The following is a 14,178-nucleotide window of genomic DNA, read 5'->3' on the forward strand; positions in this document are numbered from 1 at the left end:
AGATATTAGCTATGAATATGTAGAGTCTTGCTCGCTCGCCAACAAAAATTACCCAATCTCAAAAAATTTCCGGCCGCAGAAAATTATACCTTATACACTTGAATAATAAAGTTACAAACTTCTAGCAGCCTTTGCTAGATAGCTTGATGGTGATGAATAGGTGGCTTTTCAAATTAGTTACTAAATCATCAACATGATTGATGAACCACTAGATTCTTCTTGACAGTAAACTTGTATAGAATAACCCCTTCTGTTAAAATCAAATATACCACTAGGATTAAATACTTACCAGCAACGAATTCATTTTAGACAGACGAGTAACAACTATTACTGTGTTGAATACCCGTCTGACTTCTTTATGGCGCTGTGGGTAGCAAGAACGCGGGATGAACCAATGGGGTAAACTCCTAGCTTCAAAATCTGCTGTGTGAAAAAATTTATTGAATTGACACATCTTTAGTATCTAGAGGAGATTTATGACAAGTAAGCCGGAACGCGTGGTACTAATTGGAGTAGCTGGAGACTCTGGTTGCGGTAAATCTACGTTTTTGCGTCGTTTGATAGATTTGTTTGGTGAAGAATTAATGACAGTTATCTGTTTGGATGACTATCATTCCCTAGATCGCAAACAGCGCAAAGAAACAGGAATCACCGCTCTTGATCCTAGGGCAAACAACTTTGATCTGATGTATGAGCAAATTAAAGCGCTCAAAAATGGTCAAGCAATTGATAAGCCGATTTATAACCACGAAACCGGCATGATCGATCCGCCAGAACGGATTGAGCCGAATCACATTGTAGTGGTGGAAGGGCTGCATCCTTTATACGACGAACGGGTGCGCGAGTTAATTGATTTCAGCGTTTATTTTGATATCAGCGACGAAGTCAAAATTGCTTGGAAAATTCAGCGCGATATGGCAGAAAGGGGCCATCGCTATGAAGATGTCTTAGCGCAAATCAATTCCCGTAAGCCTGACTTTGAAAAGTTCATTGAGCCACAAAGAGAATTTGCTGATGTGGTTCTTCAAGTATTACCAACTAACTTAATCAAAAACGACACAGAGCGCAAAGTTCTGCGAGTCCGGATGCTTCAGCGCGAAGGTAAGGATGGCTTTGAGCCAACTTACCTGTTTGATGAAGGATCTACAATTCAATGGACTCCTTGCGGACGCAAGCTTACTTGTTCCTACCCTGGTATGCAACTGTACTACGGTTCAGATGTTTACTATGGTCGTTACGTCTCAGTATTAGAAGTAGACGGTCAATTCGACAATTTAGAAGAAGTTATTTACATCGAAACCCATTTGAGTAACACATCCACCAAATACCAAGGTGAGATGACTCACTTGTTACTCCAGCACCGTGAGTATCCAGGTTCCAACAATGGAACTGGTTTATTCCAAGTGCTAACAGGCTTGAAAATGCGTGACGAGTACGAGCGTTTAACAGCAAAGGAAGCCAAATTAGCAGTTCAAGTTTAAAACAGCAGTGTTTGTGTCAAAGCTTTGGGGGATGCTTGAGGGTATCCCCCTTTTTTTGTGTTGCTCAAAACATTTTAGCCACAAGAAATTATATTTTTTCTTCGCCCAACATTTAATACCAGTATAGTTTTTTATAACTTAAGAAGACACTAACTATTTAATGTGTAAATATTGTTATGATTTCAGAAATTAGAGTAACTGAACTAAATCACTTGATTTAGTCAGCGAAGCACTCTTAAAAGGAGGAATGCCTTTGTCTCGTCGATATTTATTTACCTCCGAGTCAGTTACCGAAGGACATCCAGATAAAATCTGCGATCAGATTTCTGATACGATTCTGGATGCATTACTGGCACAAGACCCCACTAGTCGTGTGGCGGCTGAGGTAGTTGTTAATACTGGCTTAGTGCTGATTACTGGAGAAATCACCACTAAAGCCAATGTCAATTATGTCAATCTGGCTCGCCAAAAAATTGCGGAAATTGGTTATACCAATGCCGATAATGGCTTTTCAGCAAATAGTACCAGTGTATTGGTAGCATTAGACGAGCAATCACCTGACATTGCCCAAGGTGTGAACACTGCTCACGAAACCCGCGAACAGGATAGTGAAGAACTATTCGACAGCATCGGTGCAGGTGATCAAGGAATCATGTTTGGTTTTGCTTGTAACGAAACACCAGAACTGGTGCCTTTACCGATTTGTCTTGCTCATCGCATTGCTCGCCGCCTAGCAGCAGTTCGCAAAACAGGTGATTTATCTTACCTACGTCCCGACGGTAAAACCCAAGTTACTGTAATTTATGAAGATGGACGACCAGTAGGTATAGATACGATCCTGATTTCCACCCAACATACAGCCACTATTGGGGAAATCACTGATGAAGAAGCAGTCCAAGCCAAGATTAAACAAGACCTCTGGACAGCGGTAGTGGAACCTGTGTTTGGTGACATTGACATCAAGCCAGATTCACAGACACGCTTTTTAGTCAACCCCACCGGCAAATTTGTGATTGGTGGCCCTCAAGGCGACTCCGGTTTGACAGGACGGAAAATCATCGTTGACACCTACGGTGGTTATTCTCGACATGGAGGCGGTGCTTTCTCTGGTAAAGACCCCACCAAAGTAGACCGTTCTGCAGCTTATGCAGCTCGCTATGTAGCGAAAAACATTGTTGCTGCTGAGTTAGCAGAAAAATGTGAGGTACAGCTCAGTTATGCCATTGGCGTAGCTCGTCCTGTGAGCATTTTTCTAGACACCTTTGGGACTGGCAAAGTCGATGACAGTATCTTGTTGGAATTAGTCAAAAAGCATTTTGAACTACGTCCTGCAGGAATTATCCATGCCTTTAATTTACGCAACCTACCAAATGAAAGAGGCGGACGTTTTTATCAGGACGTCGCGGCTTACGGTCATTTTGGGCGGAATGATTTAGACCTACCTTGGGAACGTACCGACAAGTCCGACTTGTTAAAGCAAGCTGTTAATGAGTCACTGACAGCCGCGATCGCCCAAGCACTGAAGTAAACTGGTGTAATATTCCAGAAAATTACTGAATTGAGGGGTATGAGTAAATTTTACGGGTTTACTCATACCCCTTTGTTGTTGGGGATTGGGGATTGGGGATTGGGGATTGGGGATTGGGGAACTCGGGGCCCCCTCTGGGGATAAGGGGTAATGGGGATTGGGGAGATGAGGAGATAAGGAGATAAGGGGATTGGGGAACTCGGGGCCCCCTCTGGGGATAAGGGGTAATGGGGATTGGGGAACTCGGGGCCCCCTCTGGGGATAAGGGGTAATGGGGATTGGGGAGATGAGGAGATAAGGGGATAAGGAAAATAACTTTTAACTCCTGACTCAGCACTCAGCACTTCCCCATGCCCCATCTTGGAGAATCCATAAAATTGATGATAAGATTGGAAAACAGTTAGCCTGCCAAAAAAGAGCAGTGGTTTTGATACTTTTTGGTGTAGGAAGCTGGTTTAAAATGCTTTATCCATGTTGATGGAAGCTAATTGAACGCAGAAGCAGGGTAAATTAGTTGCTGATATGCCGACTCAAGATAGCTGTAATCAACTCTTGTCGCAGTCAATCAATGGCAAAAATACGCTTAGAGGAGTGGATTTTCTTGAGGGAAACGCTTTTGGTAGTAAAAGCGATTTTTGATGACGTTATTTTTGATATCTATAAGTCATAGAAAAATAACTTAAATATAATAAAGGTCATGCCGATTATCTAATGAGCTATAATTTGCTCTTGTCATAAAAAAAAGATAATTAAAGTGTTAATCACTAGTCAAATTGCTAGGAAAAATAGAGCTAATGTGATGATTTTTACAGGAGGGTAAGGAGATTTGAGTGATGCAAACTCAAAAGCCAGCCCCTGTTGAGAGCAGTAAAGAAAGCAAAACAGTGCCAGGTGAAGAGTCATATACAGACGAACTCCCGACTATTGAATTTCCTTCAAGAGGGAAACTCAAGGCTAGTTCCTGGCGCATACATCAAAAAATTGGCTACGGATATTTTGTAGCGATTGGGATTGGCTTTTTTGGCTCACTCACAGGTTTAGTAATCGCTAATCATTATCGGGGAAGAGAAATTAGGCAACTTAACCAAGCTCATGAGCAAGGACAACTACTGACCAATTATAAAGATGCAGTCATTGGGGCACAATTATATAGTTCTAACTTAGTTGCAGTTTTGGAAGATCCCCACAGGCTGCAAACGAAAAAAGCTGAATTTCTCAGAAGTGTAGAGAAAGCCAAGCACTTAGAACCACAAATTACTGGTTTTATTGAGAAAAAGCCGAAAACATTAGCAGCAACAAGTTCTACTCTAGAGACTTTATTGCAGAATTACGCCATTAATTTAGAGTCTTATGTTAACCAGATAGAGCCTGTATTGCGGGAAATTGACAGGAAAAACGTGCAGAAGCAGGAGCTGGACTCAGTCAGAGAGCGATTGCTAGCAATTATGCGCGGTGACACTGCAATACAGCTAGAGCAGTTGTCCCAAACACTGACTAACATTTTAGAAAATGCTGAAATCAAAGAAGATGAAAGGACACTAGCTGTAGAGCAAGCAAAAGGAGTTGAGAGACTGATCGTGATTGTGAGTATGCTGGTTTCAGTGGCGATCGCAGCTATTGTAGCTTGGCGGACTAGCCGCGCGATCGCAGAACCAGTCATTACTGTCACTCAAGTTGCTGAACAGGTAGCTCGTAAATCGAATTTCGATTTACGAGCGCCAATAACCACAGAAGATGAAATTGGCTTATTAGCTAAATCTTTAAATCGTCTAATTGAGCGCGTATCTGAGCGAACGAAAGAACTGCAACAAGCCAAAGAATTAGCTGAAGCGGCTAGTAAGGCAAAAAGCATTTTTCTTGCGAATGTGAGTCATGAATTGCGTACACCATTAAATGCAGTAATTGGCTTAAGTCAACTGCTACAAGATGATGCTACAGATTTAAGTTTATCGGGAGACTTTATCACCGACCTAGAAACAATTAATGCTGCTGGTAGACATTTATTAGAACTAATAAATGACATCCTCGACTTATCTAAAATTGAAGCGGGGAAAATGACTCTTTACCCAGAGACATTTGAAATTGCCACACTAATTAATAATGTCGTGCTGACAGTTAGACCTGCTGTTGAGAAAAACGGCAATATTCTAGAAGTAGATTATGACGATAAACTGGGTACCATGTATGCCGATCAAACTAGGATGCGGCAAGTGTTGTTAAATTTGTTGAGTAATGCTGCCAAATTTACCACCAATGGTAAGGTCACATTAACAGTTAAAAGTGAAAAAGATGACTTTGTCCCCGAAGCTCCTTTTGGTTTCATTACTTTTACTGTGAGCGACACAGGAATTGGGATGTCCCAAACTCAACAAAAGCAGTTATTTCAACCCTTTATTCAAGGTGATACATCAACTACGAAAAAGTATGGTGGTACTGGTTTAGGGTTAGCAATTAGCCGCCATTTTTGCCAAATGATGGGCGGAGAAATTACTGTTAAAAGTCAGTTAGGGATGGGTTCTACTTTTACTGTACGCTTACCTTTAACTGTACAAGACTAAGTGAAATTGAGATGGGTAAATGCGTAGTGGATTATCTTAGAAATCGCCTCAATCATCATTAGATTCCGAAAAAAGCGATTTCAAATTGCGATATCCGCTTACTGCACGCACGATTTCTATTCCGTCAGTAATCACACGGTAAAGAATAATATAATGGTTCTATATCAGCATAACTGCGTCCCATATTGGGATATTTGGCTAAATTTTTGCACTTTTCTGCAAAAGAATTGACAAAGCGATCGCCTGCATCTAAATTACGACTAGCAAAATAATCAGCAATCTCATCTAAATCTTGAATAGCTGCAGGAGAAATTATATAGTTACTCATGCTTGGCGATCGCGAGCTTGATGAAGTTTCTTCCGCAATCTAGCAATCGCAATTTCCCCGTCTATTCCTTCTCCTTGATCAAGCTGTGCTATGCCAATTGCTACTTTTTGACGGGTTTCTTCTACCCATTTTTCATAATGCTTGTCTCTTGCTTCTAGCAGTTGTAACGCTTCAACAATTACCTCATATGCAGTTGCATATTTACCTGTTTCTAACTTACCTTGAATAAATTTTTCTTCTTCTGGTTTTAGGTTGATATTCATAAGTGGAAATTTTACTTTTTCTGTTATTATATCTATCTCTCTACTTCCCTGTGACACCATAGATGTAAACTGGATTCTGGCAGTTAAACCCCAGTATTAAAATTCCCCAAAGCTTTGGAGCCAGTTACGAGCAGTTTCAAGCACTTGCAAGTGTAAATCGTGACTTAAGGCGGGAAAGAATAGCAGAGTAAGATTTTTATACGGAAATTCAGCAAAGTCAAATTGAGATATTTGAATAGCCTAGAATAATATGCGTTGAGTACGATACTCTCAAAATAAGCAATTCTCTGCCCAGTCGCTTTGGCTTATCCATGACCACAACTATTGACTTTCTCAGCCATCTTAACCCCAGCCAACGTCAAGCCGTAGAACATTACTGCGGCCCGCTGCTAGTTGTGGCTGGTGCAGGTTCCGGTAAAACACGCGCGTTGACTTATCGGATTGCTAACCTGATTCTGAAACATCGTGTAGCTCCCGAAAATATTTTAGCGGTGACTTTTACGAATAAAGCCGCTAGGGAGATGAAAGAAAGGATTCAAAAGCTGTTTGCGGAAGAAGAAGCAATTAAACAACACGGAACTAGGTTTGATTTATTGACGGAATATCAACAGACGCAACTGCGATCGCAAGTTTACCGTGAAACCATTAAAGATTTATGGTGCGGTACTTTTCACAGTCTGTTTTCTCGCATTCTCCGATTTGATATTGAGAAGTACCAAGACGAAAAAGGTCGGCGATGGAATAAAAATTTCTCTATTTTTGATGAATCTGACGCTCAAAGTTTAGTTAAAGATATTGTTACAAAACAGCTAAATTTAGACGATAAGAAATTTGACCATCGTTCGGTACGCTATGCAATTAGTAACGCGAAGAACCAAGGGTTATCACCACAACAATTTGAACAGGAACAACCAAATTATCGCGGAAGGGTAATTGCTCAAGTTTATAATTCCTATCAAGATAGGTTGGCACAAAATAACGCCCTTGATTTTGATGACTTAATTCTGATTCCTACCAGGCTATTTCAGCAAAACGAACAGGTATTAGGTTATTGGCATCGTAAATTCTGCCATATTTTAGTTGATGAATATCAAGATACCAACCGCACTCAGTATGACTTAATTCGCTTGTTGGTTACTAATGGCGAAGATAGAAAGAGTGAATGGAATTGGCAAAATCGCTCAGTGTTTGTTGTCGGTGATGCTGACCAGTCAATTTACTCTTTTAGAATGGCAGACTTTACCATATTGCTAGAGTTTCAGAATGATTTTGGTGATGGGTTACCAGATGCAGATACCAGAACAATGGTGAAATTAGAAGAAAACTATCGCTCTTGTGAAAATATTCTGCAAGCGGCTAATGAACTGATTGAGAATAATACTCAACGGATTGATAAAGTTCTGAGACCGACGCGGGGCGCAGGTGAGCAAATTTATTGTCACAAAGCAGATAATGAACTAGATGAAGCCGCGTTTATCATCGATCAAATTCGCTCTTTAGAATATCAAAACCCCGAAATAAACTGGGGCAGTTTTGCCATACTTTATCGGACAAACGCCCAATCGCGACCTTTTGAAGAACTTTTAGTGAAATATCAAATCCCTTACACAGTTGTGGGGGGAATGAGATTTTACGATCGCAAAGAAATTAAAGATGTTATAGCTTATTTAAGAGCGATCGCAAATCCTGCAGATACTGTGAGTTTGTTACGAGTTATCAATACTCCCCGGCGTGGTATCGGTAAAACCACAATTGATGCTTTGATTAACGCCTCCCAGCAATTAGGGACAACTCTCTGGGAAATATTGTCAGACGATACTTCAGTTAATACCTTAGCGGGACGAGGTGCGAAATCGGTCAAAGGCTTTGCCGAAATGATTAGCCGTTGGCAAGGCGAAATCGGTACCATGCCAGCAGCAGAGATTGTTCAAGGTATATTAGAAGACTCTGGTTATGTGCAAGACTTGCTCAGTCAGGGTACAGACGAATCCCAAGATAGAATCCAAAACGTCCAAGAACTTTACAACGCTGTATTGCAATTCCAAGAAGAAAACGAAGATGCTACCCTACAAGGATTTTTGCAAAGTACTGCCCTGAGTTCCGATTTAGATAATTTAAAAGAAGGCAAAACAGCAGTTTCTTTGATGACTTTGCACGCTTCTAAAGGGTTAGAATTTCCCGTAGTCTTTTTGGTGGGATTGGAACAGGGACTATTCCCTGGCTACCGTTCCCTCAGCGATCCTGCATCTTTAGAAGAAGAACGCCGCCTGTGTTATGTGGGAATTACCCGCGCCCAAGAGAGGTTATATTTATCACACGCTCGTGAACGCAGGCTTTACGGTTCGCGTGAACCTGCAGTGCGATCGCAATTTTTGGACGAATTACCAGAAGAATTATTAGCTAATGGTCGCAGAGGTCGTCAAAACTATACTAAACCCTCTGTTGCTACCAATGGTAATGGTAAACAGAATTGGCAAGTAGGCGATCGCGTTTTACATAAATCTTTTGGAGTGGGTGAAATCACCCATGTATTTGGGGATGGGCACAAGCTTTCTGTAGCTATTAAATTTGCGAATTTGGGACAAAAAATTATTGACCCCAGAGTAGCGCAGTTACAAAAAGTAGATGATTGATCCTCTCTGAACTAAAACCTACAGAGATTCTTGGTTTCACAAATCTAATTAGATTTACTTAATGAATAGTCTCTAAAGTAATGTGACGAATGAGGCCAAGACAGCTTATAGATATGCTTTTAGCGCGCATATCTAGAGTAAGGTTATACCAAATCAAATGATGTTTGATTTGGTGTAAAATTGCTGCTCCCGAAATCGCTAATAGACACCGATGTGTCCTTTTATAGCCATTAGTTGAACCCACAATGAACCCGTTTTTACTAAGACACGGTAGTGGACTGACACAGCTAATTTGGTGCAATAGCAAAAATTCATTTCATCCGCATACCCTGCGGGTTCGCTGAAAGCGTTCTCGTAAGAGTAGCCGATGCGCGTCTATGAGACCTCCACAAAAAGAAATGCCCAATTGTCATTGCGAATGTAGCGTTCGCGTAGCGTCCCGTTCGCGTAGCGTCTCCGTCAGGAGAAGGGAAGCGAAATGAAGCAACCGCAAAATATTGGGATTGCTTCACTACACTCCGTTTCGCTCGCAATGACAGCTTTTGGATCAATCATTCTGTGGAGTTCTCTATATCGGCGTTTATCTGCGGTTCATTTCATCAAATCTAATGCCTCATTTTAAGCGTGTCAGTCCAGTAGGCGACAATCTGTTTAGTGCAGATATCTCTTAAACTTGTTCTTCCTCACTGATGAGCCGATCTAAGCGATCATTAGCATCTTTTGCTAATCGTAACCAAGGCACACTAGAGACAATCCCTTCTACGATTGTGATTGATCCCTCTGGCAAATTTCCTGAAAGTGACAATCCAACACCAACTAAGCTCACAATACCGCACATTGCACTCATCACCCAGGCTAAGTTAAAGCTCCATCTAGCCTGCCGCAAACGCTCTTGAGTCACATTCATTTTAGTTTTGATTTGCTGGCTGGAGTTGGAATCAGTCAAAGAAACTGAAATTTGAGTACTGCTTGACAATTGTTTTTGGTTGTTGTTCGATATCATGGTGTTAATTCCTTGAAATGAGATTCATGACAAAATTTGCTAGTACTGACCGTGAATCAGTACTAGCGGATATGAGTGAGTCCAAGTGTTACCCAGTACTGACCGTGAATCAGTACTGGGTAACACTTATATCACTTTGAAGTAGGGAACAACTTTTAAAGTGAGGAGTACTGTTAGCTATCAATTGACCAAAAACTAGATGAAGCGTGGTTTCTAAGATAACAGTACAATCTTTACCTGTTGGCAATACCTATGCATTGCGTTGTGAGGCGAGTTTGTCGGGGCGTGAAATGGAACTCGTAATATCTTAACGGACATAGCTTAAACCCTGAATACTAGGTAGAAATGATGTCTGATGCTGCTGATGAGTTGGGTAGATGTGTTTTTAAGCTAATTTGACGATTTTTGGCTAAGGATTTGACCTCCATAAAAGTACATTTGTTCCAAGGTTCTAATTAGAACATCATACGTCTCACAATTCCTCAACCTCATATTGTCATCATTTTACACGCTTATTCAGTAAAATCATCTAGTTTAGGAATTAAAATGAAATATATAAAAACTTTGCGTGGTAGCCATAAAATCTTCTCATACAAAGGTTTTTGGCTAAATTGGCTGTAATTCAAATAGTTTAGAGTACTAACTATCTTCCGCGAAATTACTTAATTTCGCAAAATTTTTTAATTCTAGTTAATCACTTGTAAAAGTGATTTTTAATAAATATTGCAAGTACTTCATCTAAATTAAGCTGCTCATCTCAATTAACCTCAACACTAACTATGGTGACTTTTGCCTTAGCTGATGTCGTGTCGTCACCCATGAAAATTAAATTAGGTGTGGTGTAAGGATTGGGATAGCCAGCAGGTGGTGTAAAGCCTGTGTATTGTCGTAAATTACCTTTGAGAATTGGTGTGGTACTTCCGTCAACAAATAGTTGATAACTAGCATCTTTGACGGATAGCTTATATGTTTTCGCTGCAGCTTTAGTGTCATACAACACATTTTCCCCACGAGTAAAGCCAACATTTTGCGCCCAAATACTATCTTGCCAGAAGCCCAGTTCTAAACCATAGGGTTGTGATTCACCACCTAGCTTGTTGCTAATGACAATGATGCTGAAGCCAGCGCGATTTGTGGAACTGTGGCTTTCAGAGTTAATTTGTACCTTAAACGTCAGAGTGTAGCCTTTGCTACGATCCAAAATAATTGGTGATGAGCGGAAATAACCAGCATAATTGGCGTTAGTGCCGATGCTATCGAGAATCGTACCTTGTTTAGTGGCGATCGCAGAAGGAATAGGGATGGCAAAACTGTTGAGATATAACCATCCTTGTTGAGCAGGTGTTTGGTTAGGAATAGATAAGCCATTGTATAGAACAGCAGCACTGGCAGAATTCGCGCCTATCAGCAAAGCAAAACCAGTACTTAAAGTAGCGACTAAAGGAGTTTTGATCATAGGGACTAGAGGCTAGAGATTAGAGAATATAGATTCTTATGATGTACCTTGTCAGCAAGAGAGGCTAGATAGAAGGGGTGAACGAAATTTTGTGTGGGATTTCTGGCTAAGTATCCAAAAAATGACTCTCCACACTCCCCACACTCCCCACACCTCCCACACCTCCCACACCTTTTTTCGCTCACCCAGATAGAAGAGCTAGAATCATGCTTATAAAGGTATTAATACTGTAGTGCTGTCCCAATACTGCTCAGTTAAAGATTTTCAACTCTTAATTTGGTTTTGGGAAAAGGTGTACCCCTGCGCTTAAGCAAGCTACGCGTAGCGTCTGTGCAGGAGAAAGGGTAAAGGTTAAAGGTTTTTTCTTGCCCCTTTTCCCCTTTTCCCCTTTTCCCCTTCCCCTTTTGCCCTTAACCGACAAGTATTAAGTGCTGTCCCTGAGAACCTTGTTTAAATTATACAAGTATAAATTTAACTGGTTGTGGCTTTAGTATTTACTTAAGCAAAAGTTGCTGACTAAATCCGGGACTTTTTGAAAAAGTCCCAGATTAAATTTCCCTAAAGTCAAGTCATATTCACGCTTACAGATGATTTATATGTTCCAGAGAGTTTTTTGAGTTGATATGAGCAGCTAATGTAAGAGAATTACAAATCCTGGAAAATCTGCTGAGGCTTGTTAGGACTTGATTAGAGTAGGATTTCAGTTAAGTACTCATGCTGGGTCTTATGTCTAAACTATTGCCATGCGCCTTAGCCGCAGTTGCCTTTCTCATCACATCTACTAATCAACCTAGCACCACACTGGCCGGAACCTGCGCCTCTAAATGTGGCCCGCATCCCATTCAATTTACTCCCGGCCAAAATATCCGATTAGAAGTTGTAAATAGAACATCCGGTTTCGTAAAACTCGAAAGAATTCAAGGAACCGAGCCAATTCCTCTACGACCAGGACAAGAACTGCAATTTATGCAGGAAGAAGATAGACAAGCAATTATGTCTCTCGTATTTTGGCATGAAATGGGATTGCCACTACAAGCAGTAGTTTCTAAACCGAACTTTGGGACATTACGCTTAGAACTCCGCCCTGGTAAGCTTAACCCAGGCGATCGCTCTCTCTATCTGCTGAACGATGGTCATGTCAGCGTCTATTGATTAAAAAACAGTTGGTTAAATTTACGTATAAAATTTAACCAATTTTAATTATTTTATTGTAGAGCTTGCTGAACAGAAAATATTTTCGCTACCCTACCTCTAAGCTGTATTACATTCAACCGAGAACTGCTATATTTGTAGCGGCTTGAAAGGGATAATGATCTTAGTTCACCCAACTTTGCCTCTAAAAGCCAAAATAAAGTATGAAGGTAATGTTCACCGCGAATGTATCCGATCAGGTTACGATCTTGTCACACTTCCCTGTTTGAAAAGTCATATCCAGAATTTTCTGGTTAAAATAGTATATCTGTTCTACTCAACTCCAATCTTATACAATCCTGAAATCCATATATTTTAGAGGCAGGAATGGCTATCAATACCGATACTTCTGGCAAGCAAAAAGCGCTGAATATTGTACTCAACCAGATTGAGCGCAGCTTTGGTAAGGGAGCAATCATGCGCCTCGGGGATGCTACTCGGATGCGAGTAGAGACCATTTCCACTGGTGCACTCACCTTAGATCTCGCATTGGGTGGTGGTTTACCCAAGGGACGGGTGATTGAGATTTACGGGCCGGAAAGTTCCGGTAAAACAACAGTAGCGCTACATGCGATCGCTGAAGTGCAACGAGAAGGTGGTATTGCTGCCTTTGTGGATGCTGAACACGCCCTCGATCCTACCTATGCTGCGGCTTTAGGCGTAGATATTGAAAATCTTCTGGTTTCCCAACCCGACACTGGTGAAGCCGCATTAGAAATTGTCGATCAGCTTGTGCGCTCTGCTGCTGTTGACATTGTAGTCATTGACTCTGTAGCCGCATTAGTTCCTCGGGCAGAAATAGAAGGCGATATGGGTGATGCTCACGTTGGTCTTCAAGCTCGACTCATGAGCCAAGCTTTACGTAAAATTACTGGAAATATTGGTAAATCTGGTTGCACAGTAATTTTTATTAACCAACTACGGCAAAAAATCGGTGTTACCTACGGTAGCCCAGAAACTACCACTGGTGGTAATGCCTTAAAATTCTATGCTTCTGTACGCTTAGATATTCGCCGAATTCAAACCTTGAAAAAAGGTACAGATGAATTTGGTAACCGCGTTAAAGTGAAGGTAGCAAAAAATAAAGTAGCACCACCCTTTAGAATTGCAGAATTTGACATTATTTTTGGTAAGGGAGTTTCTACTATAGGTTGTCTTGTTGACCTTGCGGAAGAAACAGGCATCTTGCTCCGCAAAGGAGCTTGGTATAGCTACAATGGCGAAAATATTTCCCAAGGTAGAGACAACGCCATCAAATACTTAGAAGAAAAACCAGAATTTGCTGCACAAATTAAGCAGTTGGTACGTGAAAAGCTAGACAAAGGAGCTGTTGTTTCTGCTAACTCTGTAACCAAAGTCAGCGACGACGAGGAAGAGGAAGAAGTCGATTCAGACGAAGAATAACCATCTCAACAGGGCAGAAATGGGCAGGGCTAGAGGACAGAATCCCATACTAGGTTATTGTCGATTTTGAGCCAATTGCCAGGTATTTTCAAAATCTCTATCCCTGATCCCTTACCTGTTCTGCCAAGAAGATAACATTGCTGGCGATAGCCTGAAAATTAGCAATTTTCATCTCTGCTGTTATTAAGAAAAATTGTCAGGGTGCACAAATGTGCGCCCTTAACTGTGTAATTACAGCAGATTGCAAGTTGGTGATGTACAGATAATTGTAAGGGCATGGCAGTGCCATGCCCCGAAGCGTGTGCCTTATTTATCTGAAATACGCTGTAATTT

Annotated in this window: 10 protein-coding genes; 6 read left to right on the forward strand and 4 right to left on the reverse strand. The window is 41.1% G+C overall.

Features of this window, described 5'->3' with window-relative positions:
- Nucleotides 1-476 precede the first annotated feature (476 nt).
- The 3 genes from HGR01_RS01550 to HGR01_RS01560 all read left to right on the forward strand — a co-directional run bounded on the left by HGR01_RS01550 (nt 477) and on the right by HGR01_RS01560 (nt 5,567).
- The gene (locus tag HGR01_RS01550; protein WP_045869986.1) at nt 477-1,481 is read left to right on the forward strand and encodes a phosphoribulokinase; all 1,005 of its coding nucleotides are present in this window, start codon (nt 477-479) and stop codon (nt 1,479-1,481) included.
- Nucleotides 1,482-1,734: 253 nt separating this feature from the next.
- Nucleotides 1,735-3,009, forward strand: coding sequence for a methionine adenosyltransferase (gene metK, locus HGR01_RS01555; RefSeq protein WP_045870130.1), 1,275 nt, complete (start codon nt 1,735-1,737; stop codon nt 3,007-3,009).
- An 833-nt stretch (nt 3,010-3,842) separates the two neighbouring features.
- Complete coding sequence (locus HGR01_RS01560) at nt 3,843-5,567, forward strand: ATP-binding protein (protein WP_045869987.1); 1,725 nt, start codon at nt 3,843-3,845, stop codon at nt 5,565-5,567.
- Between the two features lie 124 nt (nt 5,568-5,691).
- On the opposite strand, the gene HGR01_RS01565 is transcribed toward HGR01_RS01560, so the two are convergent.
- Nucleotides 5,692-5,895, reverse strand: a complete 204-nt coding sequence (locus tag HGR01_RS01565; RefSeq protein WP_228045424.1) for a type II toxin-antitoxin system RelE/ParE family toxin — start codon at nt 5,893-5,895, stop codon at nt 5,692-5,694.
- Entirely contained in the window at nt 5,892-6,158 is a 267-nt protein-coding gene (locus tag HGR01_RS01570) for a type II toxin-antitoxin system ParD family antitoxin (protein WP_045869988.1), read from the reverse strand. Before HGR01_RS01570 ends, HGR01_RS01565 begins: the two co-directional genes overlap by 4 nt.
- Before the next feature lie 311 nt (nt 6,159-6,469).
- Between HGR01_RS01570 and pcrA the strand changes: the two genes are divergently transcribed.
- Nucleotides 6,470-8,791 carry a DNA helicase PcrA gene (gene pcrA / locus HGR01_RS01575; protein WP_045869989.1) on the forward strand — a complete coding sequence of 774 codons (2,322 nt, stop codon included), beginning with the start codon at nt 6,470-6,472 and terminating at the stop codon, nt 8,789-8,791.
- A gap of 667 nt (nt 8,792-9,458) precedes the next feature.
- On the opposite strand, the gene HGR01_RS01580 is transcribed toward pcrA, so the two are convergent.
- Together HGR01_RS01580 and HGR01_RS01585 are read right to left on the reverse strand one after the other, a co-directional pair.
- Complete coding sequence (locus HGR01_RS01580; protein WP_228045425.1) at nt 9,459-9,794, reverse strand: TRADD-N-associated membrane domain-containing protein; 336 nt, start codon at nt 9,792-9,794, stop codon at nt 9,459-9,461.
- 757 nt (nt 9,795-10,551) lie between these two features.
- The gene (locus HGR01_RS01585; protein WP_052335163.1) at nt 10,552-11,250 is read right to left on the reverse strand and encodes a hypothetical protein; all 699 of its coding nucleotides are present in this window, start codon (nt 11,248-11,250) and stop codon (nt 10,552-10,554) included.
- A 726-nt stretch (nt 11,251-11,976) separates the two neighbouring features.
- On the opposite strand from HGR01_RS01585, the gene HGR01_RS01590 reads away from it, so the two are divergent.
- Entirely contained in the window at nt 11,977-12,402 is a 426-nt protein-coding gene (locus HGR01_RS01590; RefSeq protein WP_045869990.1) for a hypothetical protein, read from the forward strand.
- Between the two features lie 366 nt (nt 12,403-12,768).
- Nucleotides 12,769-13,845: a recombinase RecA gene (gene recA / locus HGR01_RS01595; protein WP_045869991.1), complete on the forward strand. Its 1,077-nt coding sequence runs from the start codon at nt 12,769-12,771 to the stop codon at nt 13,843-13,845.
- Nucleotides 13,846-14,178 lie beyond the last annotated feature (333 nt).

This window comes from Tolypothrix sp. PCC 7712 (assembly GCF_025860405.1).
Classification (GTDB): Bacteria; Cyanobacteriota; Cyanobacteriia; order Cyanobacteriales; family Nostocaceae; genus Aulosira; species Aulosira diplosiphon.

Excerpts from the sequence above, each read along its gene's own strand:
- HGR01_RS01550 (WP_045869986.1), top strand. The coding sequence starts at position 477 with ATGACAAGTAAGCCGGAACGCGTGGTACTAATTGGAGTAGCTGGAGAC.
- HGR01_RS01560 (WP_045869987.1), top strand. The coding sequence starts at position 3,843 with ATGCAAACTCAAAAGCCAGCCCCTGTTGAGAGCAGTAAAGAAAGCAAA.
- HGR01_RS01565 (WP_228045424.1), bottom strand. The coding sequence starts at position 5,895 with ATGAGTAACTATATAATTTCTCCTGCAGCTATTCAAGATTTAGATGAG.
- HGR01_RS01570 (WP_045869988.1), bottom strand. The coding sequence starts at position 6,158 with ATGAATATCAACCTAAAACCAGAAGAAGAAAAATTTATTCAAGGTAAG.
- pcrA (WP_045869989.1), top strand. The coding sequence starts at position 6,470 with ATGACCACAACTATTGACTTTCTCAGCCATCTTAACCCCAGCCAACGT.
- HGR01_RS01580 (WP_228045425.1), bottom strand. The coding sequence starts at position 9,794 with ATGATATCGAACAACAACCAAAAACAATTGTCAAGCAGTACTCAAATT.
- HGR01_RS01585 (WP_052335163.1), bottom strand. The coding sequence starts at position 11,250 with ATGATCAAAACTCCTTTAGTCGCTACTTTAAGTACTGGTTTTGCTTTG.
- HGR01_RS01590 (WP_045869990.1), top strand. The coding sequence starts at position 11,977 with ATGTCTAAACTATTGCCATGCGCCTTAGCCGCAGTTGCCTTTCTCATC.
- recA (WP_045869991.1), top strand. The coding sequence starts at position 12,769 with ATGGCTATCAATACCGATACTTCTGGCAAGCAAAAAGCGCTGAATATT.